General features: G+C 69.1%; 17 protein-coding genes. 8 read left to right on the top strand and 9 right to left on the bottom strand.

Going from position 1 to position 25,366, the window contains the following annotated elements:
- Positions 1-6 precede the first annotated feature (6 nt).
- A complete protein-coding gene (argH, locus tag H6726_14245) occupies positions 7-1,461 on the top strand; it encodes an argininosuccinate lyase (protein ID MCB9658808.1) in 1,455 nt (484 codons plus the stop codon).
- Positions 1,461-2,774 carry a diaminopimelate decarboxylase gene (gene lysA / locus H6726_14240; GenBank protein MCB9658807.1) on the top strand — a complete coding sequence of 438 codons (1,314 nt, stop codon included), beginning with the start codon at positions 1,461-1,463 and terminating at the stop codon, positions 2,772-2,774. The genes argH and lysA overlap by 1 nt, the downstream gene beginning before the upstream one ends.
- 56 nt (positions 2,775-2,830) lie before the next feature.
- Here the strand turns inward: lysA and H6726_14235 are convergent, their stop codons facing one another.
- A complete protein-coding gene (locus H6726_14235; protein MCB9658806.1) occupies positions 2,831-3,925 on the bottom strand; it encodes a hypothetical protein in 1,095 nt (364 codons plus the stop codon).
- Between the two features lie 155 nt (positions 3,926-4,080).
- Here H6726_14235 and H6726_14230 point away from each other — a divergent pair, with 155 nt between their 5' ends.
- From H6726_14230 to H6726_14215, 4 genes are all read left to right on the top strand, one after another.
- On the top strand, positions 4,081-4,854 hold the full coding sequence (locus H6726_14230; protein MCB9658805.1) for a hypothetical protein: 774 nt from the start codon (positions 4,081-4,083) through the stop codon (positions 4,852-4,854).
- Between the two features lie 45 nt (positions 4,855-4,899).
- Positions 4,900-5,502, top strand: a complete 603-nt coding sequence (locus tag H6726_14225; protein ID MCB9658804.1) for an RNA polymerase sigma factor — start codon at positions 4,900-4,902, stop codon at positions 5,500-5,502.
- Positions 5,503-5,612: 110 nt separating this feature from the next.
- On the top strand, positions 5,613-6,113 hold the full coding sequence (locus H6726_14220) for an isoamylase early set domain-containing protein (protein MCB9658803.1): 501 nt from the start codon (positions 5,613-5,615) through the stop codon (positions 6,111-6,113).
- Between the two features lie 28 nt (positions 6,114-6,141).
- Positions 6,142-7,356, top strand: coding sequence for a hypothetical protein (locus H6726_14215; GenBank protein ID MCB9658802.1), 1,215 nt, complete (start codon positions 6,142-6,144; stop codon positions 7,354-7,356).
- A gap of 47 nt (positions 7,357-7,403) precedes the next feature.
- Here the strand turns inward: H6726_14215 and H6726_14210 are convergent, their stop codons facing one another.
- The 4 genes from H6726_14210 to H6726_14195 form a co-directional block, all read right to left on the bottom strand.
- Positions 7,404-14,732 (bottom strand): DUF4215 domain-containing protein, encoded by a 7,329-nt coding sequence (locus tag H6726_14210; protein ID MCB9658801.1) that lies wholly within the window; start codon positions 14,730-14,732, stop codon positions 7,404-7,406.
- A 386-nt stretch (positions 14,733-15,118) separates the two neighbouring features.
- Positions 15,119-15,439, bottom strand: coding sequence for an HU family DNA-binding protein (locus tag H6726_14205; GenBank protein ID MCB9658800.1), 321 nt, complete (start codon positions 15,437-15,439; stop codon positions 15,119-15,121).
- A gap of 437 nt (positions 15,440-15,876) precedes the next feature.
- A complete protein-coding gene (gene ybeY / locus H6726_14200) occupies positions 15,877-16,323 on the bottom strand; it encodes an rRNA maturation RNase YbeY (GenBank protein MCB9658799.1) in 447 nt (148 codons plus the stop codon).
- The gene (locus H6726_14195) at positions 16,320-17,657 is read right to left on the bottom strand and encodes a hypothetical protein (GenBank protein ID MCB9658798.1); all 1,338 of its coding nucleotides are present in this window, start codon (positions 17,655-17,657) and stop codon (positions 16,320-16,322) included. Before H6726_14195 ends, ybeY begins: the two co-directional genes overlap by 4 nt.
- A 142-nt stretch (positions 17,658-17,799) precedes the next feature.
- Between H6726_14195 and H6726_14190 the strand changes: the two genes are divergently transcribed.
- Positions 17,800-18,636: a 1-acyl-sn-glycerol-3-phosphate acyltransferase gene (locus H6726_14190; protein MCB9658797.1), complete on the top strand. Its 837-nt coding sequence runs from the start codon at positions 17,800-17,802 to the stop codon at positions 18,634-18,636.
- On the opposite strand, the gene H6726_14185 is transcribed toward H6726_14190, so the two are convergent.
- On the bottom strand, positions 18,626-18,874 hold the full coding sequence (locus H6726_14185) for a hypothetical protein (GenBank protein ID MCB9658796.1): 249 nt from the start codon (positions 18,872-18,874) through the stop codon (positions 18,626-18,628). The genes H6726_14190 and H6726_14185 overlap by 11 nt on opposite strands.
- Positions 18,875-18,998: 124 nt before the next feature.
- On the opposite strand from H6726_14185, the gene H6726_14180 reads away from it, so the two are divergent.
- Complete coding sequence (locus H6726_14180) at positions 18,999-19,910, top strand: SDR family oxidoreductase (protein ID MCB9658795.1); 912 nt, start codon at positions 18,999-19,001, stop codon at positions 19,908-19,910.
- Between the two features lie 40 nt (positions 19,911-19,950).
- On the opposite strand, the gene H6726_14175 is transcribed toward H6726_14180, so the two are convergent.
- The 3 genes from H6726_14175 to H6726_14165 all read right to left on the bottom strand — a co-directional run bounded on the left by H6726_14175 (position 19,951) and on the right by H6726_14165 (position 25,362).
- Positions 19,951-23,553 carry a hypothetical protein gene (locus H6726_14175; GenBank protein ID MCB9658794.1) on the bottom strand — a complete coding sequence of 1,201 codons (3,603 nt, stop codon included), beginning with the start codon at positions 23,551-23,553 and terminating at the stop codon, positions 19,951-19,953.
- Between the two features lie 325 nt (positions 23,554-23,878).
- Complete coding sequence (locus tag H6726_14170; GenBank protein MCB9658793.1) at positions 23,879-24,649, bottom strand: hypothetical protein; 771 nt, start codon at positions 24,647-24,649, stop codon at positions 23,879-23,881.
- 74 nt (positions 24,650-24,723) lie between these two features.
- Positions 24,724-25,362 (bottom strand): response regulator transcription factor, encoded by a 639-nt coding sequence (locus H6726_14165; protein ID MCB9658792.1) that lies wholly within the window; start codon positions 25,360-25,362, stop codon positions 24,724-24,726.
- Positions 25,363-25,366 lie beyond the last annotated feature (4 nt).

The following is a 25,366-nucleotide window of genomic DNA, read 5'->3' as shown; positions in this document are numbered from 1 at the left end:
ACCATCATGAGTGACAAGGCCTGGGGCGGACGATTCGAGGAAGAGCTGAACGACGTGGCGCTGCGCTACAGCGCCAGCGTGGACGTGGACTCCCGCCTCGCCCCTCAAGACATCCGCGGGTCCATCGCGCACGTCCAGATGCTGGCGGCCCAGGGCATCGTGCCGCAGGCGGACGCCGACGCCATCGTCGCGGGCCTGAAGGTCATCGCCGACGACATCCGCGCAGGCCGCTTCACGTGGGATGCTGCGCGCGAAGACGTCCACATGAACATCGAGGCGACGCTGAGCGAACGCATCGGCGCACCAGGCGGAAAGCTCCACACGGGGCGCAGCCGCAACGACCAGGTAGGCACCGACATGCGGCTCTTCACGCGTGAGGCGTGCGAAGCCACCGCCACGCGGATCGACCGCTTCTTGGCGGTGCTCGCCGTGCGCGCAGCGGGGACCGTGGACGTCCTCATGCCGGGCTACACGCACCTGCAACGCGCCCAACCGGTGCGGCTCGCCCATCACCTGCTCGCGTGGGCCGAGGGCCTGGACCGAGACCGAGGTCGCCTGCTGGACTGCGCACGCCGCCTCAACGAGTCCCCCCTCGGGAGCGCCGCCCTGGCCGGCACGACCTTCCCGCTGGACCGCGAGGCCACCGCCCGCGCGCTCGGGTTCGACCGTCCGACGCGCAACAGCCTCGACGCCGTGGGGGACCGCGACTACCTCGTCGAAGCCACCGCTGCGCTCGCCAACTGCGCGGTGCACCTGTCTCGCATCAGCGAGGAGCTGGTCCTGTGGTCCACGCAGGAGTTCGGTTTCATTCGGATGAGCGACGCGTTCACGACCGGCTCGTCCATCATGCCGCAGAAGAAGAACCCGGACATGGCCGAACTGGCCCGCGGCAAGACCGGCCGCGTCGTCGGGGACCTGGTGAACCTGCTGGTGATGTTGAAAGGCCTGCCCTACGCGTACAACCGCGACATGCAAGAGGACAAGGCGCCCGTGTTCGACGCGTTCGACACGGTGGACGACACCCTGGACGTGCTGACCGGGTGCGTCGCCACCGCGGCCTTCTCGCGCAGCGCCATGCAGCGCGCCCTCCGCGATGGGTTCCTGGACGCGACCGAGGTCGCCGACTGGCTCGCCGAGCGGGGTGTGCCCTTCCGCGACGCCCACCACGTCTCGGGCAAGCTGGTGGCGCGCTGCGTACGTGACGGGCGGGTCCTGAGCGAGCTGACCCTCGCCGACTTCCAGGCCGAGCACCCGGCCTTCGACGCGTCGATCTTCGCTGCGCTGGACATGGAGACCGCCGTGGAGCGGCGTGACCTCCCCGGTGGACCGGCGCGCCGGCGCGTGCAGGCTGCCATCGCCGATCTCCGCGAGCGGCTGGCCGGGCGGGGCGTCGACGTCGACGCGGCCGCCGCGAAGGTCGCGGCCCGCCCCGTGGTCGACCCGCGCCAGGAGCAAGGCTGATGGCGTCCGAGTCCACAGCCCCCGACACGCGAAAGGGCGCGCCCGCGTCCGCGTTCCACGTGTACGCAGACGGCGAGCTCACCAGCGGCGGCGTCCCCCTCTCGCGCGTGGCCGAGGAGTTCGACACCCCCACGTACGTGTACGCGCCGGCGTCCATCGACGCGCGGTACCGTGCCATCGACGACGCGCTGTCGTTCGCGCCGCACCTGATCGCCTACGCGGTCAAAGCGAACGGCAACCTCGCCATCCTGCGGCGGCTGGCAGCGCTCGGCTGCGGCGCGGACATCGTGTCCGCGGGCGAGCTGCACCGCGCGCTGCGAGCGGGGATCCCGGGCAGCAAGATCGTGTTCTCGGGCGTGGGTAAGAAGCGCGACGAGATCTGCGCGGCGCTGCATGCCGGCGTGAAGAGCCTGCACGTCGAGTCGGCGCAGGAGCTGGACGTCATCGAGGCCGTCGCGCGCAAGTGCGGCGCGCGGGCCCCCGTGTCTCTGCGCATCAATCCAGACGTGGACCCGCAGACGCATCCCTACATCGCGACGGGTCTGCACGGCACGAAGTTCGGCATCGAGACGGACGAGGCGCTCCGCTTGGTGCCGCGCATCGTCGCCAGCGAGCACCTCGAGATGGTCGGCGTGGCGTGCCACATCGGCAGCCAGTTGGGCTCGGCAGCTCCACTGGAGGAGGCCGTGACGCTGCTGGGGCGGTTCGCGCTCACGTGCCGCGACCTGGGCGCTCCCATCCGTGAGATCGACGTCGGCGGCGGGTGGCCCCTGGACTACGGGCACGAGCCAAAGCCCTACCCTGGCGCCGACGTGTTTGGCGCCGCCATTCGCCGGGGCCTCGAAGCAAGCGGCGCAGACGCGCTCGGCGCCGAGCTCATCACGGAGCCGGGTCGCAGCTTGGTGGGCGAGGCGGGGGTGCTGCTGGCGCGCGTCGTGTACGTCAAGGAGAACAAGAAGCGCTTCGTCATCGTGGACGCGGCCATGAACGACCTCGTGCGCCCTGCCCTCTACAGCGCGTACCACGCCGTCCAGGCCGTCCGCGAACCCGCGACAAGCGCGGCAGAGACCCCCGCCGACCTCGTGGGGCCCGTGTGCGAGTCGGGTGACTTCCTGGCGCGAGACCGTGTGCTACCCCCGCTGGCCCCCGGCGAGCTCGTGGCCATCCGCTGCGCTGGTGCCTACGGCCGCGAGATGGCGAGCACCTACAACGCGCGACCCGTGGCCGCCGAGGTCTTCGTCGAGAACGGTCAGATGACCCTCGTCCGCCGACGCGGCGACTTCATGTCGCTGTGGGCCGGCGAAGAGGGCTGACGCACTACGCCCCGGCCGCGCGCCGAGCCACGGAGCGCGGCCGGATGCACGGTCGCTCAGCCGAAGATGACGCTGAGGCAGCAGCCCGTCAGGCAGTAGGACGAGCCTGGGCAGGGCGGGAGACCCGGGAAGTCGCAGGCCGGCGCGCCGCCAGGGCACTCGTAGGGTACGCCCCCGTCGGGTGTCGTGCCGCCGTCGGGAGTGCCTCCATCGGGGACGCCCGCGTCGATGCCCACACACCGAGCCGGCGCGTTCGCCTGTGTGAAGCAGTCGCATGGGAGGTCGTCGACCGTCTTGCCCAGACACAACTCGCAGCGCTGGCAGCTGTTGTAGCAGTTGTCGTCCCCGAGCCTCGGCGTGCACGGCGCACACGCGTCGTCATCCTGCGCCTCGGCCGCCTCGAGGGTGCAGGTGGGGGTGCGCGTCGCCGCGCCCGTGCCGATGAACACGAAGCGGTTCGAGCCAGCCGGGAGCTCACAGCACCCAAAGCAGTCGCACCCATTGGGCACGAGCGGACGGCAGTTGATGGCGCACGCCGGGCTCTGGCTGTTCGGGCAGCTGTTGGAGCCGACCGTCCCGGCGTTGTACGTGCACAGCGGGTCCGGCTCGAGCATGTCGCAGCGCCCGTTCCACCGGCAACCATCGTTCCCGAACCCGACGTCGTGGTCGTAGTAGCAGTCGAGGTTGCAGCTGTTGGTGTCCCCGCCCCCGGTGCTCGGATCAAAGAAGCTGAACGTCGCTTCGTGGTCGTCGCAGTAGTTCAGACACTCGGGATCGCGCTCGTCGGCGAGGCCGTCCGAGTCGTTGTCCAGACAGTCGCCGCACTGGCCGTGGATCTCGCGTCCTTGGGAGTCGATGCAGACCTTGACGTAACACTCGGTGGTGCCGCCGTCTCCAGCGTCGAGGAGCACCACGCCCCCGTCCACGATCACCGTGGACCCGTCGCTCGTCGACCCGTCGGCCGTCGATGCGTCGCCCCCACCGTCGCCCGGGGTCGCACCGTCCACGCCACCGTCCTGGCTCCCGCCGGACCCATCGACGCTGCCGTCTGCAGGGCCGCCCGGCGAGCTGCAGCTACAGCCGCCGACCGACATCGCCACGGTCAGCGCCACCAGAGAGACCCTGATCCCGAGCTTCGCTATGGACGTCATGGTGGGGTCTACGGATGAGATGTGATCTTGGATACGTCCCAGTCCACGGAACGACGGTCCCGACGAACGTTGCGTCTGCGGAGCCATGGTGCGATGAATTGGGGCGCTTCGCGTGCGCCGCATCCCGCAGCTACGTGAACGCGTAGAAGCAATTGGTGACCCCCCGCTCCGCGCCGCTGCTGCTCGCCCGCTTGCTCGTCATCTGCCTGACGTGTGGGACAGCGTGTGCCCCAACGCCGGTCGCGAACGCTCAAGACACGGTCGCACCAACCGCGTCCGTCCTCGCCCATCCCGAGCTTCGGAGCGTGCGGGGCGACCTCGAGCTCCTGCGCGGGGAGCTGTCCGCCGAGGGGCTCGCGCCAGCGATGATCGACGAGAAGGCCGCAGAGGGTCTCTCCAAGCACATCCCGCCAGCCCTCATCCTGCGCGCGTGCCAGCAAGTCGCCGTACGCTTGCGCGCAGCGCGCGGCACGCTCGAGGCGCTCGAGCTTCCCGTGGACGACGCGCTCCTCCGAGCCCTCGTCGATGCACAATCCGTGGGCGCAACGGCGGACGCCCTCACGAACTTGGGGCGACAAGTGCGTGCGCCCCTGCGCAGGGAGCGGATGCGCTCCACCCTGGTCGCGGTCGCGGCGGTCGCCGAGCTAGGCGAACGCGAGTTCCTGGTGGAGGACGCGCTCGCGGCCGTCGGCGAGGCGCTGCGCCACGGGGGGGCCTCGGCGGTACGCGACCTACTCGCGAGCGCGCGTACGCTGCGAGGCTCGCCGAGCGCGCGGGGACAGAGCCTGCGCGCCCAGGCGTCTCATGGGCGCCCCGAGTCCCCAGGTCGCTCCGGGAGTTCGCACGGAAACGGCCCCCCCCACGACGTCGGCTACGGGCAGGGGCGCGGCCGCGGGCTGGGGATGAGCATGGGCATGGGCATGCCCTGACACTGAGCGCACCCATGCGGACGACACCGTGCTAGTGTCTACAGGATGAAGTCTGAGCTGTGGCAGATCCCTGCAGAGTACGGTCGCTCCACGGACGAGGCTCAGCTGGAGGAGCGCCGCTGGGCTCTGCTCTCCGCTGAGGGTGACGCGGTGGCCTTCCGCCGGTTGGTGGAGCGCCACCACCGGGGGGTGTATCAGTTCGTCCTGCGTATCGTCGGCTCGGAGGCGGACGCGGAGGAGCTGGCGCAGGAGACGTTCGCGCGGGCCTTCATCCACATTGGGCGCTTCGACCCGACCTACCGCTTGTCGACGTGGCTCTATCGCATCGCGCTCAACCTGAGCCGAGATCACCTGCGCTCTGCCAAGCGCCGCGAGCGACCGTACGAGCCCGGGTCTGCGATGCTCGACTCTGGGCAGTGCTCGCCGGATCCGGATCTGCTCGTCGCCGCACAGTACGAAGCGCGGCGACTCGACCGAGCCCTCGCGACCCTCCCCGACTCGTATCGCGAGGTACTCATCCTCAAGGATCTCGAGGACTTCTCATTCCAGGAGATCGCGCAGATCACGCGCTGCAGCATAGCGGGACTGAAGATCCGCGCAGTGCGTGCCCGAGCGGCCATGCGCAAGCAGCTGGAGCGCATGCCGTGACTGCCGTCCCGGACCGTCCTCGGGACGCGCGGCCTGGGACAGAGACCGACGCGTACGAGCGCGCCCTGGAGTCAGCGCGACGGTCATCGCCACGTCCTCCCGCGGACCTCGTGGACAAGGCCGTGCTCCGGGCGGTGCGGAAAAGAGCGGTTGAGCAGGCGCGGCCGAAGACCTTATGGGAGCGCTACGCACGGGTGCTCACCGCTGGGGTCGGTGTCGCCGCCATCGCGTTCGGAGGGCTGCTCCTGCCGCGGGTCTGGAGCCGCCAGAACGCCTCGGAGCCTCCAGAGACCGGCTCGACCGTGTCCGAGGAGGGCACCGCCAGTGCCGAGGACGCGCAGGACGTCCTCGTCCCAGTGCGGTTCGTCTTGCCCGCGACAGGCGCACGCGAGGTGACGGTCGCCGGGGAGTTCAATGACTGGAACCCCTCCGAAACGCCGCTGCTGGACGAAGACGGGGACGGCGTGTTCCACACGACGCTCTCCCTCTCGCGGGGCGCGTATGCCTACATGTTCGTGGTGGACGGTGAGCGCTGGGTCACGGACCCGTTCGCCGATGGCTACCGCGACGACGGTTTCGGCAACCGGAACGCAGTGCTCCGCATTCCGTGACGTCCCGAGGCCTGGAGCTGCATAGTCCATGATCGCGTCACACCAGCGATGGGCTCGTGTGGCGAGCTACACGGGCGTCGCAGTCACGCTGACGTTCGTAGGCGGGTTGTCTTCCGTGGCGGCCGGTCAACGGCATCAGGCGAGCCTCGACGTCTCCATCGGTGGCGACTCGAACCCCGCCCTCGCCGCGAACCCGCGAGACCGCGCGCGGATGGACCCTACCGTGCTGCGACCCGCCGCGACGCTCGCGGTGGACCTTGCGTCCCGACTCGCTCTCTTGCGTGAGCAGTCGGTGGACGTGTCCCTCAGCCCATACTTCACGGCGCGGGGCTTCTCGAGCGGGGGCGCGTACACCGACCTCGGGTCCGCCTTCCTGCTGGGCTGGGACCGGGGTCGGCACCGTCTCGAGGTGCGCGCCATGCTGGGCGGTTACGCGGCGACGTTCGCCTTGGACAACGCGATGTATGGCGACGCCTCGCTCGGCAGCGTGCTTTCGCTCGGGCCTCTCGCCCTGCGCGTCGATGGGTACACACGCTTCCGCCGCTACACGGCCAACCAGCTCGATGGGATCTTCGGTGCGCAGCTTGGCGTGCTCGGGGAGACGGACCACGTGGCCTTCGCCCTGCGCGTCGCCGCCGATCGGCGCCTCAGCAGCGCCCCAGAGGCCAGACGAGCCGAGCTCGGCACGACAATCGAAGCGAGCGGCGTGGAAGGCCCGTGGCGCTGGCTGGCCGCCACGTCGGTGTACAGTCGCTGGTTCGCGAACGCACCCCGAGATGGACGCGAATGGATGATGCGGGCGAGGCTCGACCGCACCCTCACGCGGCGCTTGGCGCTGTTCCTTGCGGTTCAGGTCGGCCGCGCCCGCGGCGTGCGCGACGGGGCGGAGGCGCTGGCCTACGGCCGCGCAGCCCTCGAGCTGGGCGTCGTCGTGCAGCTCACCCCCGACCGGCGCCCGTCGGAAAACGAAGGGGTCACGCGCATCGCCGCCAACCGGTACCGCTTCGTGTTCCATGCGCCCGGCGCGACCACTGTCGCGTTGCTCGCCAGCTTCTTGGATTGGGACGCCGAGGCAGGCACGCTCACCCCGACCGGCGACGGTTGGTTCGAAGGAACCTTCGACGTGCCAGACGGCCGGCATCGCTATCGGGTGGTGGTGGACGACGCGCCGCAGACGCCCCCGGCCTCGGCGTATGCCGACGACGGGTTCGGCGGACGAGACGCAGTGCTCATCGCAAACTGACGACCGATCGGCGCACGCCGCCCGACAGGCGACAGGTCGGTGCCCAGCTAGCCGAAGATGAACCTGCACATCGTGTTGCAGATGTTCGTCAGGGGGGGATCGCAGGTCTCCCCAAGGTCCGCGTCGACCGTCCCGTCACCGCACTCACGCAGGACGCAGCCTGACGTGCATGGCTGACCCGACGTGCCGTTCGCGCTCCCGGCGTCGCACGTCTCGGTCCCCTCTTGGATACCGTTCCCGCACACCTGCGTGAGGTTGCAGTTCATGTCGCACCCCGACATCGTCACCGGGTCTGCCGGGTCGCAGTCCTCGCCGAGGCCGGTCTGCACGATACCGTCACCGCAGAACTCACTCTGACAAGTGGCGCTGCAACCGTCGTTGCTCAGCGTGCCGCCGTCATCACACTGCTCGGGCGTCACGGGGTTGCCGGGCTCGATGACGCCGTTGCCACAGAACACCAGGCTGTGGCACGTGCCGTCGCAGTTCCCCATGCCGGGCGGTTCGCAGTCCTCTCCGATGCCGCTCTGGACGGTTCCGTCGCCGCAAACCTCGAGCACGCACGTGGCCGAACAGCCATCGTTGCTGAGAGTCCCGCCATCGTCGCACTGCTCGCCGTCGTCGGTGTTCCCGTCGCCGCAGACCGGCGGATAGAAGCAGCCGTTGGTACACACCGCGCCGGTAGTCGACTCGGTCATCGTGTTGGGATCGGCGGGATCGCAGACCTCACCCGGATCGAGATCCCCATCGCCACACACCCACTCGTTGGTGCATGTCGCGCTGCACCCGTCGCCGCTCATGTTGTTGGCGTCGTCGCACTGCTCGCCGCCGTTGATGACGCCGTTGCCGCAGAGGCTCTCTACCTGACAGGTCGCGCTGCATCCATCGCCGTTCAGCACGTTGTTGTCGTCGCAGGCCTCGCCGGGGTCCATGACGCCGTTGCCGCACACCTCGAGCCGGCACGTCGCGCTACACCCGTCACCGCCCATGGTGCCGCCGTCGTCGCACTGCTCAGTCCCACCGACGTCTCCGTCCCCACAGAAGTTGCCGATGCGGCAGTCGAAGGTACACACCGCCGGCCCAGCCATGGAGCCCGGCGGGTCGCACTCCTCGCCTAGGTTGGGCGCACTGTTGTCGACCACGTCGTCGCCGCAGAAGTGCCGCACGCACATGCCGTCGCATGGGCTCGTCGGGCTACCGTTGCTTGCGCCAGCGTCGCAGTCCTCACCGTTGTTGACGATACCGTCGCCGCAGACGTTGAGCACGCAGCTGTTGTTGCAAGCGTCGAGCGCGTCGGTATTTCCGTCGTCACACTGCTCCGTGTTGTTGTTCGTCAGGCTGTCACCGCAGAACTCGATCTCGCAGGTCGCGCTACAACCGTCGCCCGACATCATGTCGCCGTCGTCGCACTCCTCCGTTCCCGTCGTGGTCCCGTCACCGCAGACGTTCAAGCGACAGTCCTCACAGTTGGCGTCGCCGAGCTCACACTCCTCGCCGATGGCCACCTGCAGGACACCGTCGCCGCAGAATTCCACGATACAGCTAGCGTTGCAGCCGTCCCCGGCCCGCGGGAGACACGTGCTCATGTCGCCGCAGGTGGTGAGGCCCACCGCGCAGAACGCGCCGTTGTTGCAGCGCCCGCCGTCGTCGCAGGCCTCGCTGCCCTCCTGGTTCGCGTCACCGCAGACCGGGAGGAACATGCAGAAGCCATCGCACTGACCCGCGCTGGGGGGCTCGCACTCCTCGTTCACGTTATTGACCGCGCCGTCACCGCAGAACTCGTCGCGGCACAGGGACGAGCAGCCGTCGCCGTTGCCCGTGTTCCCGTCGTCGCACTCCTCGACGCCCTCGGTCACGCCATCACCGCACACGCTCTCGAGCAAGCAGTTGACGGTGCAGCCGTTGCCCGGGCTGGGCGGCTCACACTCCTCGCCCGGGTCGACGAAGGTGTCGCCGCACTGGACGTTGAGCGTGCAGTTCGCGTTGCAGCGCGCGCCGGGGAACGCGGGGTCCATCGGATCGCACTGCTCGTTGGCCTGGGTGACGCCGTCACCGCAGACGCACTCGGTGAGCACCGTGACGCGGGCCGTGTCGGTCTCTCCGCCACCCAGGAGCGCGGTGTACTCGAAGACCTCCGCGCTTCCACAGACGGCCGGCTTCGTGAAGACCACCGTCTGACCGTCAGCCGAGATGGCGATGCGCGACTGGAGCGCGGTGTTGCCGAGCGCGTCGAGGCTCTGGATGCGCACCGTGTTGTCCCTGCAGGTCCCAGCGCTGCGCACGTCGTTGGCCAGCACCGTGAGGTTCGACGTGGTCGGCCCCGAGGTGCTGATGGCGTAGCTGTCGTCGCGCGCCTGAGCCGGAGCGAAGCAGTACGGCAGTGGGACACCGCCCGGGCCGTCGTCGACGCACACGGTGCCCGGCACGACGGCCTGGCAGTCCGCGTTGGTCTCACAGGTGCGCGCATAGAGGCGACACGGCTCCGACGGGTTGGTCGCGCAGAGCACGAACGAGCCACCGTCGAACCCGGCCTCCGAACCGTCCAGCGGACCCGAGAGCATGCTGGGCGAGCCGTTGGGGAACAGGATGCCGGGGATGTCCGAGCTGGCGAACTCGGGCAGCACGGTCGCGGCCCCGCCGGTCGTGTCGTAGAAGTGTACCAACTGGTCCCCGCTGGCCGTGAAGGCCGAGGCGAAGAGGTCGGCGCCGGGGATGACGAACGCCACGTCCGGGTTGCTGTTCGAGGACGCCGCGCCCGACGCGAACGAGAAGGAGGCCGTGAGCGTCGCGCCGTTGCCGAAGCCCGTCGTGGTGCCGTTCTGGCGCGGGTACACGTAGACCCTCTGGTCGTCGGAGGACACGACGTACAGGTCACCGCCGTCGGTGATGGCGATGGCCGACGCATTGCGCACCGCGGTGGTGCCGTTCTCCTTCCGCAGGTTGGCCGTGATGGCCACGCTGAAGTTCAGGCCGACACCCGTCTGCTGCGTGGTCGCGAGCGGCACCACCTGGATGGAGCTCGAGTTGCCCCCCTGCACGAACACCACGGTGTTGTTGAAGGGGTTGTACGTCGCACCGTCGAGCGACGAGCCCGAGGCGGGGAACGTGCGGCGCTGGTTGAGACCTGCGCCAGTTCCGTTCTCGCGCACCGTCCCGTCGAGGCACAGCTCGATGGGCTTCGCGCCCGTGCTCTTGTAGCCGACGAAGGCGCGCAGCTCAGGGTCGAAGAAGAGCGCGTTCGGGCTCACGTTGCTGACGTTCCACGTCAACACCTCGACGAACTGGACGATGGGGTCGCACGCACTGCCGCCCATGCCGTCGTCCTCGCAGACGAACAGGGGCGTGACAGTGCAGTCGTTCTCACAGCCGCTGTTGAGGACACCGTTCTGAGCCCCGAGGTCGCAGGCCTCGTTGCCGAGCACGATGCCGTTGCCGCACGTCTCGTCGACGCACGTCATGGTCGCGGGGTTGCAGTACGCGCCGTTCTGCAGCTTGCAGCCCACGCAGCGACCGGATGCGCCCGGCCACGCCGTGTCGCACTCCTCGCCGCCGTCCAGGACGCCGTTGCCGCAAGCCGCGGTGGTGCAGAGCGCACCCGGCGTCGGGCAGCCGTAGCCCGAGTCCACCGAGCGGCAGTCGGCCGAGCAGCCGTCGGGGGTGCCAGGCGATCCCGCGGTGTTGCCGTCGTCGCACGCCTCGTCGCCCTCGACGGCGCCATCCCCGCAGACGGTCTGGCGGCACACGCCCGCCGCGCACACCCAGCCGGGCTCCACGCGGCAGATGATGCTGCAGCCGTCGCCCGACTCGGGGAGACCGGTAGTCGCGTTCACGCCGTTGTCGCACTCCTCGGTGCCGGCGCGAATGCCGTCACCGCACTGCGCCGCGCTGCAGATGCCCGTCATCGGGTCGCAGACGTTACCCGGCTCCGTGACGCAGCTCGCAGAGCAGCCGTCGCCGCTGCGCGGGATGCAGCTCGATCCGTCGAGGCACGCGGCCCCGCCGACGGTGCAGTTCGCGCCGTTGGCGCAGTGCGTGAAGTCGTCGCAGGTCTCGAAGCCCTCGACCACGCCGTCGCCGCAGAACGTGCACGGGCTGCCGATGGCGCGGCAGTCGTAGCCCGCCTCGGCCTGGCAACGGTCGGTGCAGCCGTCGCCGCTGGTCGGCGCCATCTGTCCGTCGTCACACTGCTCGCCCAGCTCGAGCATCCCGTTGCCGCACTGCGCGCAGGGGAAGCCGACCACGTGGCACTGGAAGCCAGGCTCCTCTTGACAGGTGGACGAGCAACCGTCGTTGCTGACCGTCCCGCCGTCGTCACACTGCTCGTTGCCTTCGACCTTGCGGTCGCCACAGCGCGTGCAGACCTGGTGGGTGGTGCCGTTGGGCTGACGCAGGCAGACCCAGCCGGACTCCACGGCGCACAGGCGTGAGCAGCCGTCGTTCGAGACGTTGTTCCCGTCGTCGCACATCTCCGACCCCTCGAGCTCGCTGTTGCCGCAGCGCGTGCACGTCGAAGGCGAACCCGTGCAGGTCCAGAAGGTCTCGGTCGCGCAGGTGGCGCTGCAGCCGTCGCCGCTCGTGGGCGTCATCTGACCGTCGTCGCAGGTCTCCGTGCCTTCGCGAACGCCGTTGCCGCAGGTCTGGCAGACGCTCGGCGTCCCTGCACAAGTCCAGCCGCCCTCCGTCTGACAGGTCGCGCCGCAGCCATCGCCGGGCATCGCGTCGCCGTCGTCGCATTGCTCGCGCGTCTCGATGATGTTGTTGCCGCAGTTGGCGCAGCCATCGAACACGCTCACGCCGTTGACGTCGCGCGTGTAGCACTGCCACCCCGCGCCCGACTCGACCTGGCAGGCGTTGCAGCCATCGCCCGCCGTCGTGTTTTGGTCGTCACAGGTCTCGCCCATGCCGCCGGCCGACTGGACCACTCCGTCGCCGCAGCGCGTGCACACCACGAACGCGCCGCCGCTGCCCGTGAGGCAGTTCCAGCCCGTCTCCTGGCGACACGCGAGCGAACACCCGTCGCCACCCACGTTGTTGCCGTCGTCGCAGGTCTCGCCGGCCGCGGTGTCACGCACGCCGTCGCCGCAGCGGTAGCAGACGTTGTTCACGCAGGTGTAGTTGGGCTGCACGGTGCACGTCGCGCTGCAGCCGTTGCTGGTGTTGCCTCCGCCATCGCAGGCCTCGTTGCCTTCCACCGTGCCGTTGCCGCAGTTCTGACACACGCTGGGGCTCGTCGCGGTGCAGCTCCAGCCGCCGCTCTCCACCTGGCAGGTCGCGCTACAACCATCGCCAGGCGCAGGGGGCTCGACGCCGTCGTCGCACATCTCGCCGACCTCGATGCGGCCGTTGCCGCAGTTGGCGCAGCCGCCGTGCAAGAGCACCCCACCCTGGTTGGTCTGGGTGCAGGTCCAGCCGCCGGCCGTGTCCACCTGGCACATGTCGCAGCCGTCCGTGGCGACCATGTTGCGGTCGTCGCAGCTCTCGCCGATGCCGGAGGCGCTGCGCTGCACCACCCCGTCACCGCAGCGCACGCACACGGCGTGGGTCACGCCGTCGGCCTCGGTCAGACACGTGTAGCCGGTGGTGAAGGCGGTGCAGGTGGCGTTGCAGCCATCACCGTTCATGTTGTTCCCGTCGTCGCACACCTCGGTCGGGTCGAGCTGTCCGTCGCCGCACAGGAAGCACTGCGCGGGCACGTCCGAGGTGCAGCGGTAGTTCGTCTCGAGGCGGCACTGGTCATTGCACCCGTCTCCGGAGACGGGCTGACAGTTGGTGGGCACGCCACCGCAGCCGTTGACGTCGCCCACGGTGCAGACCGAGTTGTCGTTGGTGCAGCGTGCGCCGTTGTCGCAGACCTCCTCGCCCTGCAGCATGCCGTCGCCACAGCGGTTGCAGATGGTGCCGCCGATGCGCTGCACGCACTGCCAGCCGAGCTCCAGGCGGCAGTCGGTGCCGCAACCGTCGCCAGCCCGCGCGGTGCAGTCGGCCGGAACGCCGCCGCACGCCGTGGGGTCGCCGACCTGACACACCGTGTTGGTGTTCGCGCAGCGCCCGCGGTCGTCGCACTCCTCACCGGTGGCGGTCTGGATGGCGCCGTCGCCACAACGCCCGCACACACTCACGCCGCTCATGTTGGCGTTGCAGTCCCAGCCGAGCTCCACGCGGCAGCTCGACGAGCAGCCGTCGTTGGCCTGCGTGTTGCCGTCGTCGCAGTCCTCGAAGCCAGGCGCGATGACACCGTCGCCGCAGCGCTCACACGCGCCGCCGGCCGCGGGGCAAGCCCAGCCGTTCTCCGAGAGGCACACGCTCCGGCAGCCGTCGCCGCCGCGCGGCTGACACGTGGATCCGTCGCCACACGCCGCGCCTCCGACGGTGCAGTCCGAACCGTCGAGGCAGTTCGTTCCATCGTCGCAGGTCTCCGAACCCGCCACGACGCCGTTGCCGCACTGCTCACAGACGGACCCGCCCGTGGTGGGGCTCGTCGCGCACGCCCAGAACGCCTCGACGCCCGAGCACGTCGCGTTGCACCCGTCGCCGCCGATCACGATGCAGTCCGCTGGGACGCCGCCGCATGCGTTGGCGTCGCCCAACACGCACAGCTCCCCGGCCAGCGTGCCACCGCAACGCCCCCCATGGTCACACTGCTCGGCGGGCTGCTTCATCCCGTCGCCGCAGCGGAAACACTGGCCGCCAGCGACGGGGCAGGTCCAGCCGTTCGTCTCGACCTGACACGTCGCGCTGCAACCGTCGCCATCACGCGGGCTGCACGTGCTCCCGTCGTCGCATGCGCTGGTGGGCACACACTGCGTTCCGTCGTCGCAGCGCATGCCGTCGTCGCACATCTCTGGGTTGAGCGTGCTGTCGCTGTTCACGATTTGGTTGCCACAGACCGTGCAAGCTCCGGGCGTGGTCGGACAAACGGCTCCGGGCTCGACCTGGCACGTCGGGGAGCACCCATCCCGAGAGAGGAGGTTCCCGTCGTCACAGACCTCGCCAGCCTCGATGACGTTGTTTCCGCAGCGCGTACACGCCCCCCCCATGGGAGGGCACACGCCGCCTGGCTCCAGCTGGCACTGCGCGTTGCAGCCGTCGCCGTTCACGTTGTTGTCGTCGTCGCACTGCTCCTCGAGTCCGCCATCCGCGGCATCGGGCTCGACCACACCGTTGCCGCAGCCCGGGTCGACCATGAGTCCTGCGTCTCCGCCTCCGTCCACTGGGCCGAGGTCCGGACCGAGATCACGCGGCGGTGTGGCGGCATCGCCTGCGTCGGAGCCCATGCCCATGTCCCGCACGGGAGCGGGGTCTCCGCCGCCACAGCCGGCCGAGACAGCCGAGAGCACCACGACACAAGCCGACAGACGGAGGATTCCTCTTATATCCATGACACTCCACTCACCGACAATGCGCAAACAACACGTCGTGAGCAGTCAAGCTAGCCGACACACCTCACACCCAAAAGGTCAAATTTCAGCACCTTTGCTTATTTTTCGCCCATACGCACAGGACGCCAACACGGATACATCGAACGCATCAGACAACGAGATACACGACGAATACACCACTCACATACGAGAGATTGATGACTCGGATACACCCCATGAATGCGCATTGACGAGCGCCGCTCGTCCGCGGCCAAACGGTACCTGCGGGTCGCGTTCCCGACGATCGGCGGGCCTGAGCGCGACACCCCCACGGCGCTCAGCGCATGCAGACGAAAAAAAACGCCCCCTTTCGGGGGCGCCTTCTGATCACGCGGAACGTCTTCGGCTCAGCCGTTGACGAGGTCCTTGAGCTTCTTGAGCGGGGTCGCGCGGACCTTCTTGCTCGCGGGCTTCGCCTCGCGCTGCTTCTCTTCGCCCGTGAAGCGGTTGATGTAGGTGCCGGCCTTGGTGGCCTTGACCTTCTTGACCTTGAGCTTGAGCAGGTCGGGGATGACGAACTCCTCGGGGGAGCCGCGCTTCGTCAACTCGCGGCGGATGAGCTCACGGAGCTCGTCGAAGACGGCGGCGACGTCCTTCTTGGTGAGGTTGGTCTTCTCGGCGAGCTCGCTGATGATCTGAGCCTTGGTGAGGCGCTTGGCAGTGGCCATGATTCCCTCCAGGAGTGGGAGTTGGAAGAGTCGAACCTGCGAATCGGTCTGTAAAACAGGCCGAAAACGAACTTGGTCGCAGGCAGGCGCATGGATGCCACCTTCCCTCACGGGGGACAAGACTTTTATGTCTCGCGCAGCCGATTTTTTGGCCGAGTTCGCGGGCTTCGGAGCGCGAGAAGTGCCTGCAGCAAGCGCTCCCCGAGATCGCTACAGCGCGCTAGCCCTGGCACGAGGCGAGGAGCCGCGCCGCTGCGGTCGGAATCCCACACGTCATCCACAGCACTTCCCAAGGCTATCGGAGCCGCCATCACCAAACACGGACGACTCCAAAAACAAACGCAGTATCCAACACTTACGCGCCTAACAGCGGATAGCGTGGCGGTTCACGACCCCCCAGCCGGACGCCCACTCACCACTTATCCACAGCCTGTGCGTCAGGAGCGACGACGCACACACGCTGCACGGAGGACGTCCACCATCGCGTTCATGCGACGTTCTTCGGCGTCCGTCTGGTGGTCGTAGCCCACCAGGTGCAACAACCCGTGGGCGAGCAAGATCGTCACCTCTGCGACGATCGTTTTGCCCCCCGCATGCGCCTGTCGGCGTGCGGTGTCGAGGCTGATCACGACGTCGCCCAGCAGGTCCGGGTGTAGCTCGGCGTGCTCCCCCTCACGCATGGCGAACGCGAGCACGTCCGTGGGCTTGTCCTTGTGCCGGTACTCGCGATTCAGCTCGTGGATGGTGGTGTCGTCACAGAGCAGGACGCTCAGCTCGGCGTTCGGGAGCCGAAGCGCCGCGAGCATCTGTTCGGCCCGCCAACGCACGTCTGCGGGGCGCAGCGAGCGGCGCTCGAGGCGCGTGGTGCTGACGTGGACGCTCATTGTCCGACGTGGCGCGGGATGAACGTCGTGTCGTACTGCCCGGCGCGAAACGACTCGTTGCCCAGCACTTGGCGCAGCTCCGCCATGTTGGTGCTGCCAGGGCCCACCTGAGTTCCCGCCAGCACGCGGTCGAGTGTGAGCACGGCTTGGTGGCGGATCGGGGCGTACGTCGAGATCTTGGCGACGAGGCGGCCATCATCCACGGCGCGCACGCCTCGCTCGTCCACGGTGGCCTCGACCCGTACGCGTCGCGAGGGGTACGGCGGCGACTTGAACGTGGTGGGTTCCATGTCGGCGTCGGTACCAGCCACGAGCCATGCGCTGACCGCGTGGCCGCTCGGACGTGGGTAGAGGGCCTCCTCGGGCATCGCCTCGCCCGCGGCCAGCCGCAGCTCGAGTTCGACCAAGTCGACGCCCGTGACCATCTCACTGATGCCGTGCTGCTTGGGCAAGCCGATGCGCGCCCCGCTCATCCAGAAGTGCGTGTCCGCGTCGAGCAGGAAGTCCACAGTCATCAGCCCAACGTGCTGCACGCCCTCGAGGATGCGGATCGCGGCGTCGAACATCGCCTCGCGGATGGCGTCGCCGTCCCCACGGAAGACGAGCTCGGGCGAAGGGCACTCCTCGATGAACCGCCGTCCTCCGTCCGACAGGCTGCGCTCGCGATCGCAGAGCGCCACGCGGGCGCCGTGCTGATCGGCCGCCACCAGCACCTCGATGTGCCGAGGACGCTCCAGCCAACGCTGCGCGATGATCCCGCCGGCTCCGACGCGCGCCTCGAGACCCTCGAACGCCGCATCGACCTCGTCGGATGCATCGACGCGGACCACCCCGAGCCCTCCACCGGCGTAGCGTGCCCTCAAGCACAACGGGTACCCGGCTTCGTACGCGTAGGCGCTCACGTCGGCGGCGTCCGTCAGCGGACCACTGGCCGCCACGCGCCTGACCCCAGCCGCGTCGGCGACGGCGGCGAGCGCCACACGATCGCGGACGCTCTCGAAGTGCTCGAGCTTCCCGGTCAGACAGCGCTTGTCGACCGCCTCCAGCGCTTTGGCGAGGGCGAGGTGCGAGCGATGTGAGGCGTAGCCTGGGTAGATCGCGTCCGCGTCGATGCGCTGGGCCAACGCGACGATCTCTTCGACCGCGAGGCTCCCGTCCGGTTGCGCTGGGACCTCGTGCACGCCTTCACAGCCGTAGGCGTGGACGGCGCTGCTGTCCCCTCCCAAGACCCCTGGCGTAGCGACCGTGTGCGCGGCGGCGCCCAACGTGCGGCAGGTCCTGGCGATGCGGACGACGACCTCGCCGCGGCGAGGGATGAGAACGCGCTCGAACATCGGCGGAGCATACTCGCGTGATCCCCTCCCCACCAGCGCGCGGACGCTGGTAGTCTCCGCGCGCAGGGCAAGACCGTGACCAGTGGGGCGCGGCGAGCGGCCCGCGAAGGCGACGTCCGTGTCATTCCTCCGAGATCCCCAGATCGAACGCAACGTCAACCGGCTGCCGATCCCCTTCGACGCGCACGGGGTGGACCCGTTCGGTGTGGACAAGGAGTGGCTCATCCGGGCGTACTCCCCGTTCGCGAGCATGTACCGCAGGTACCTGAACGTCACGACGTTCGGGATGGAACACGTCCCCAAGACGGGCCGCGGGCTGCTCATCGGCAACCACTCGGGCGGCATCGGTGCGGACGCGGCCATGACCATGACCTCGCTGCTGATGAACCATGACGCGCCGCGCCTCGCGCATGGGATGGCGGAGTATTTCTTCAACACATGGCCGTTCGCGTCCCAGCTCATGAACCGCACGGGGCACCTGACGGGGCTGCCGGAGCACGCCGAGATGCTGCTCGGGGCGGGGCGCATCGTGGTGGCCTTCCCGGAGGGGGCCCGCGGCACCGCCAAGCTGTACCGCGACCGCTACAAGCTCGTGCGCTTCGGCACGGGGTTCGTGCGCTTGGCGCTGAAGACGAAGACCCCAGTCTATCCGTTCGCGTTCATCGGCGGCGAGGAGGCGTTCCCGACGATGTTCCACATCAAGGGCTTGAACAAGCTCATCGGCGCGCCCTACGTCCCCGTCGCGCCGCAGCTGGTCATCTGGCCGCTGCCGGTCAGCTGTCAGATCCACTTCGGCCCGCCCCTCCACTTCGAGGGCGACGGGTCCGAGACAGACGAAGTCATCCAGGGCTACGTCGACCGCGTCCGCGACGCCATCGCGGACCTCATCCAAAAGGGGCTTGCCGCGCGCCCAGCCGCGTTCACTCGTCAGCGCGTCGACAGCCCCTACGACCCCACCCGGCCCGAGCTCAAGCGATGACCGACTCCGCGAAACCCCCAAAGAAGCGCCCCCGCAAGAAGCCCGTCGGCCGCGCCGAGCGCACCTCCACGGCGCCCTCCCCAAGTACGAAGAGCCAGCCGCCCGAGCCCTCCTCGAGCGCCCCGGCCAGCTCGGCGGGTGTGGGCACGAAGGACTCCGCGCGACCACCGAAGCCCTCGGCGCGAAAGGCGCCCAAGGCCACGCCGCGGCCGCGGGCTTCGACGTCGAGCGGCCTCAAGTCCGCGCCCAAGACTGCGCCAGGTTCCAAGCCCGTGACCGAGGCGAACGCCGAGACGTCGGGGGCTCCGGTGCGCGCCGCTGGCCGCAACGCGAAGGACCGACCCGCCATCTCCAGCAAGCCGCTGACCATCCTCATCACCGGCATCAGCGGGACACTGGCCCGCGGAGTCGCGCAGCGGCTCGTGCAGCGGGGCCACCTCGTGCACGGCATCGACCGCCGCCCGTGGCCCGACGCGCCGCCCGGCATCGAGATGCACACGGCCGACATCCGCAAGCGCCCCGCCGAGGACGTGTTCCGCACCGCGCGCCCGGACGTGCTCGTGCACATGGCGACCGTCACGCACTTCACCACCGGCTTCGACGAGCGCTACCGCATCAACCTCGGCGGCACGCGGCGGCTGTTCGAGCACTGCCACGAGTACGGCGTCAAGCAGGCCATCTTCGTCGGACGCCACACGGTGTACGGCGCCACGGCCGACTCGCCCCTGTACCACACGGAGGACGAGCCGCCGCTGGGGGGCGCATCCTTCCGTGAGCTCGCGGACCTCGTCGCCGCGGACCTGTACGCCGGCAGCGCGCTCTGGCGCTGGCCCAAGCTCAACACCGCGGTGCTGCGCCTGTGCTACTTCCTCGGCCCCAGCCAGCGCGGCACGCTCGCGAACTTCCTCGGCGAGGATCGCGTGGCGCTGGTGATGGGCTTCGACCCCCTGTTCCAGTTCATGCACGAGTTCGACGCCGAGGAGGCCATCATCCTCGCCATCGAGAAGAAGCTGCGTGGCGTGTACAACGTGGCCGGGCCTCCGCCCGTGCCACTCAGCGTGCTGTGCCGGGCCACCGGGCGCCGCAGTGTGCTGGTGCCCGAGCCCCTGTACGGCCGCCTGCTGAAGCGCGTGGGGCTCAGCTACCTGCCCGGCGACGCCGTGGCGCACATCAAGTACCCCATCGTGGTCAACGCCGACCCGTTCAAGCAGGCCACCGGCTTCGCACCCAAGTACGACAGCGCGCAGACGATGGAGGGCTTCCGCTGGAGCTGATGCCCTCCGCGAAGCGCATCGCCCGGCGGTCGCACGGGCGTCAGTCCTCGAAGCAGTAGAGCCGGAAGCCCTCGCGATTGCAGAAGTACGTACCGAGGTTCGACCAGGACACGTCGACGCTGGTCATCCCGCCCGCGACGCCGATCTCCCCGCTGCTGGTGTTGGTCCAGTTGCCGCACAGCTGACCGAACGGGACGGTCGCCATGGTCCCGTCGGCGTTCGTGCCGCTCGTCACCAGGAACTGCCCCGTGGCCTGCGCGCCATTCTCCATGACGTCGATACGGGCGCGGATGCCCCCACTGGTCAGATCGGTCCAGCTCCGCGCGACCACCTGGCCGTCCACGCGGACGTAGGGATGGTCGTGGTGGGTGAAGTTCACCGACGGAGAGTTCCCGAGCTGGTCGGAGAGCCACGCGCTCCAGCTGCCGCCGAGGCCCTGGGCCATCGCCGAGCTCTGGCAAATGGCATCGGCGCCGGCGACGCCGCCGAGGTTCGCCTGGTAGGTGCCGCTCGTGACGAACACACGCGTCGACTGGTTGATGGTGCACCCGCCCATGCCATCGTCCGACGTGCCGTTGGGGCATGGCGTGCACGAGAAGCTACCGGGGCTGTTGGTGCAGTCACGCAGCGCGCCACAGGCGTTCGCCGCGCACTCGTCGATGTCGACGCAACCCATCAGCCCGTCTCCCGCATAGCCCGACGGGCACGCGCCGCAGACCGCGCCAGCGAGCGTGTTGGTACACGTCGTGAGCACGTCGCAGCCGCCGTTGTCCGTCTCGCACGGGTCGGAGTACTCCACGCAATACAGGCGGAAGCCCTCCCGATCGCAGAAGTACGTGCCCAGGTTCGACCACGAGACGTCGACGTTGTTGGTCCCGCCCGCGACGCCGATCTCCCCGTGGCTGGTGTTGGTCCAGTTGCCGCAGAGCTGACCGAACGGGACGGTCGCCATGGTCCCGTCGGCGTTCGTGCCGCTCGTGACCAGGAGCTGCCCTGTCGCCAACATGCCGTCCTCGGTGATGTTGATCGGCGCGCGAATCGTCCCGTCGGTCAGGTCGGTCCAGCTCCGCGCGATCACCTGGCCATCGACGCGAAGATAGGGGTGGTCGTAGTGCAGGAGGTTCGCCGCCGGTGAGTTGCCCAGTTGATCCGAGATCCACGCGCGCCAGGTCCCGGGGAGGCTCGCGGCCGTGGCCGACGCCTGGCATCTCGCGTCCGCGCCATCCACACCGCCGAGGTTGGCCTGGTAGGTGCCGCTCGTGACGAACATGCGCGTCGACTGGTTGATCGTGCATCCCCCCATCCCGTCATCGGACGTGCCGTTCGGACACGCTGTGCAGCTGCTGCTGCCCGTCGAGTTGATGCAGTCACGCAGCGCGCCGCAGCCACCGTTGTTGGTCGCGCACTCGTCGATGTCTACGCAGCCCGTGGCGCCGTCGCCGGAATAGCCCCCTGGGCATGCGCCACAGGTGCGGCTCCCGACCGTGTTGGTGCAGGCGGTGAGCGGGTCACAACCACCGTTGTTGGTCGCGCACTCGTCGACGTCGCTGCACCCGGTCTCCCCGCTGCCGGAGTACCCGGTCGGACACGCGCTGCACACGCGCCCCCCCGGTGCGTTGGTGCAGGTGGTGAGCAGGTCACAGCCGCCGTTGTTCGTCGCGCACTCGTCGATGTCGGTGCAGCCCGTCGCGCCGTTGCCGAAGTGCCCGGGTGGACAGTCGCTGCACGTGCGTCCCCCCGGGGTGTTCGTGCAGGTCGTCAACACATCGCAGCCGCCGTTGTTCGTCGCGCACTCGTCGACGTCGATGCAGCCCGTCTCGCCGGTGCCCGTGTACCCCGAGGGACAGGCGCCGCACGTGCGGCCGCCCGCCGTGTTGACGCATGGCGCCACGGGGTCGCAGCCGCCGTTGCTCGTCGCGCACTCATCGACATCGGTGCAACCCGTCTCGCCACTGCCGGCGTACCCCGAGGGACAGGCGCTGCAGGTGCGGCCGCCCGCCGTGTTGGTGCACGTCGTCAGCGCGTCACAGCCACCGTTGCTCGTCGCACACTCGTTCACGTCCGTACACCCGGTCGCGCCCGCGCCGCTGTAGCCCACCGGGCACGCGCCGCACGTGCGTCCGCCCACCGTGTTGGTGCACGTCGTCAGCACGTCACAGCCGCCGTTGCTCGTCGCGCACTCGTTCACGTCCACGCAGCGGGTCGAGTCCGGCGCGACGTAGCCCAGGGGGCACACGCCACAGGCCGCGACACCAGCGTTGTTCGTGCAGGTCCTGAGCGCATCGCACCCGCCGTTGTTCGTGGCGCACGGGTCAGACGCCGTGCACGCACGGCGTGGGTCACCAGTCATTCCGGGCGGACAGGCGCACGTCTGCTCCTCCCACGAGAAGCCTGCCATGGCTTCGTCGCCACGGGTGTACGGCATGTTCGGAGTGCACGTCGCGCCCTCGCCGCAGGCGCCAGGTGAGCACGAAAACGGGTTGACGCACTCGCCCTGAGCGTTGAGCGGCCAGATGCACGTGCAGCTGTACGCGCCCGTGGGCACACACAGGAAACCGACGCACAACTGGGTCTCGGGGCGGCACTGCTCGTAGTTCGTGCAGAGCTCGGGCACGCACCGATCGTTCGCGACGCAGCCCGAGGCTCCGGTTCCGCTGTACCCGCGAGGACAAGAGCCGCATGTGTAGTCGCCCGGGTGGTAGCCCGTCTGTGTACACGTCGTGAGGGGGTCGCAGACGGGCACGCCTCCCGGCGCACAGGGGTCGAGGTCCATGAGCCGTGGTGGCGTCGTCGAGCAGTCGAGGTCCCAGGTGTCATCGGGCAGGCAGTACGAGCCGCCACACCCGCTCCGCACGATGCCGCTGCAGCTCGACGCGCGCGTGCAGGTGTACGAGCCCGCCGCGGGGCAGGTCCACCCTTCGTTGCAGCAGAGGGCGCCCCGAAACTGAGTTGTGTTCTCGAAGCGACAGAACTTGCCGCACTCCGCGATCGAGTCGACTGGTCTCGGATAGCAGAGCGTCAGCGTGTCGGCGCCTACGGGCGCATAGCCCACGATCATGTCCCCCGGGCAGTTGTAGCAGGTCCCGTCCAGCGGCTGGGACCCGCTCGGACAGCACTGGTCGGGTCCCACGACGCTCCATCCTTCTGCGCACGGCTCGTCGGTGGAGTTGAGTTGCTCGTAGAGCTGCAACCCAGCCCCTCCCGCGGCGATGACGGCCCCGGCGAGTGCCATCTTGCTGCAGTGCGTGGACAACACGGTGACCCGGTTCCCATCGACGTGCACCGGGCGCAGCTCGGGCTCCATCCCGTCGGTCATCCACAGCACGGCGAGCTCCCCTTCGGGAACAGCGTCCAGCGTGAAGGTCACTTCGATGGGCGGGTCGAACGTGATGCCCTCCGCGTCGCAGCGGTACACGGGTGACAGGACTCCGAACTCCTCCGGGATGTCCATGTCGAACTGGTAGATCGCTATCTCCGACATCTCGTCGACTGCGCCGGCGGGGACCAGGAACTCGAAGCGGTCGAGCGCGAGCATCGCCCCCTCCGGGCCTACCATGGCCACCTCGGAGTCCACGGGCATGACCGGCGTGGCCGCTGGCATGGCCCCCAAGGGCTCTGGATAGTCCATATCCTCGAGACCCACGGCATCTCCCTGTTCGATGGGGTCATCGATCAGAATCAATGGAGGAGGCACGCGGTCGGCGTCGGGCACGCCAGCATCCCCAAGAGGCGTTTGCCTCCCGTCACTGCCACAGCCAGGCGCACAAAGAAGAAGGCTCGCGACCACGGCGAGCCACGCACGACGACCGACCCGGACAACGTTCAACATGGATTGAATAGTGCCGTCCGCCTGCACGCGCCGGTATCCCATGTTTCCCCCATGTGCCCGTCCACTATCCGGCGGGCCGAGGGATGGCCCCCGATTCCCACGGCGCCTCACGGGCGTCGCGTGGCGGCCCGACGACCGCCTATTCCGTGGCTCTGCCCACGTCGCCCGGCGTTGCGTCCGCCTCCAGCGCACGCTGGAGCTCCGCGAACCCACCGTCGTCCATGCGAAGCCACCGAATGGACGCACGCAGGGCATCCAAGATGTGGCGCGCGCGCTGGCCGAGCTGCGCTGCGAGCTCGCGATCGCCCTGTGACTCGCGCCGTCGCAGCTCGAGAATCAACGCGACGACGTTGGCGCAGACGTCGTCGTGGAGCTCCCTGGCCAGGAGGTCGCGCTCCCGCCGGAGCGCGTCGGCAGCGAGCTGACGGGCAGCGCTCGTTCGCTCGACGGTCAGGCGCAGGATCCGCGTCGACGAGGTGGTGCTCGCGTGCAGCATGCTGAGCATGGTCGTGAGCACGCTGGCGGTGACGATCACGCTCGCCCAGTCCCCCCGAGACGCGTACACACCAACGAGCCCGCCGAGAACCGGCACCGCCTGGAGCATCCCGAGGGAGAGCGACCCGATGACGGCGGGCGTCCATCGAACCGACCAGGCCATCGCGACGGCCCAGAGCGGGGAGGCGGCAGACCCGGAGCGCTCGATGAGGGTGGCCAGCGCGCCCATCTGCACCAGCCCCTCGAAGCCCCACAAGAGCCGGAAGGCGAGCGACGCGGCCCCTCGCCACATGTAGACGGCTTGGGTGATCGCCGTCGCGCCCAGCACTCCGAGCACGAGCGGTAGGGCGTCGTCGCGGGTCACATTCAAGATCGACGGCTGGACATCCGAGGCGATGGCGACCAGCGCGCACACGATGGTCACCGTCGCGTTGCGGATCCCACTGCGCGCCCGCGCCGTCTCAGCGGCGTGATGACGGCGCGCGATGTCTACTTCAAGTGTCGCCGTGCCCACTCGCGCAGCTCGCTTCGAGAATTGACGCCCAGCTTCCCGTACACGTTCTTCACGTGCGACTGCACGGTGCCGAGCCTGATGCCGAGACTCTCGGCGCACTGAGCGTAGGACTCGCCACGGGCCAGCGCCGCGACGAGGTCCAGCTCGCGAGACGTCAGCACGCGCGCGGGTTGTGGCTCGAGCGAGCGGAGGAGCGCCCCCGCGACGTGGCTGGAGAAGGGATGGCGGCCCGCGGCGGCATCCTCGATCGCGACCAGCAGCCGCTCCGTCGGCTCGTCCTTCAGCATGTACCCGAGCGCCCCGGCCCGGACGGCCTCGAGGACCGCCTGCTCGTCTCGCTGGACCGTGAGCGCAATCGCCCGCGCGCGGGGGTGCGTCGCGGTGAGCCACGCGATCACACGCGCGCCGCTCATCCCGGACAGGCGGAGGTCCACCAGGGCCACCACGCAGTCCAGTTCGGCGTCGAACGCCCGGAGCTCCTCGCCGCTCGGGAACGCAGCGACGAACTCGACGCGGTCCGGAGAGTCCCGCAGCGTCCTCTCGATGGCGCGACGGGTAGGCGCATGGTCTTCCACCAGGATCACCGGGACCGGGGACCGGAACGAGGGGGTCACGGCC

The organism is Sandaracinaceae bacterium (assembly GCA_020633055.1).
GTDB lineage: Bacteria > Myxococcota_A > Polyangia > Polyangiales > Houyiibacteriaceae > JADJJE01.
This window is presented reverse-complemented; position numbering and strand designations above follow the sequence as displayed.

What these genes read in the sequence shown, in the direction of transcription:
- H6726_14210 (MCB9658801.1), bottom strand. Translation starts at nt 14,732, where the DNA reads ATGGATATAAGAGGAATCCTCCGTCTGTCGGCTTGTGTCGTGGTGCTC.
- H6726_14225 (MCB9658804.1), top strand. Translation starts at nt 4,900, where the DNA reads ATGAAGTCTGAGCTGTGGCAGATCCCTGCAGAGTACGGTCGCTCCACG.
- H6726_14235 (MCB9658806.1), bottom strand. Translation starts at nt 3,925, where the DNA reads ATGACGTCCATAGCGAAGCTCGGGATCAGGGTCTCTCTGGTGGCGCTG.
- H6726_14215 (MCB9658802.1), top strand. Translation starts at nt 6,142, where the DNA reads ATGATCGCGTCACACCAGCGATGGGCTCGTGTGGCGAGCTACACGGGC.
- argH (MCB9658808.1), top strand. Translation starts at nt 7, where the DNA reads ATGAGTGACAAGGCCTGGGGCGGACGATTCGAGGAAGAGCTGAACGAC.
- H6726_14195 (MCB9658798.1), bottom strand. Translation starts at nt 17,657, where the DNA reads ATGTTCGAGCGCGTTCTCATCCCTCGCCGCGGCGAGGTCGTCGTCCGC.
- H6726_14205 (MCB9658800.1), bottom strand. Translation starts at nt 15,439, where the DNA reads ATGGCCACTGCCAAGCGCCTCACCAAGGCTCAGATCATCAGCGAGCTC.
- ybeY (MCB9658799.1), bottom strand. Translation starts at nt 16,323, where the DNA reads ATGAGCGTCCACGTCAGCACCACGCGCCTCGAGCGCCGCTCGCTGCGC.
- lysA (MCB9658807.1), top strand. Translation starts at nt 1,461, where the DNA reads ATGGCGTCCGAGTCCACAGCCCCCGACACGCGAAAGGGCGCGCCCGCG.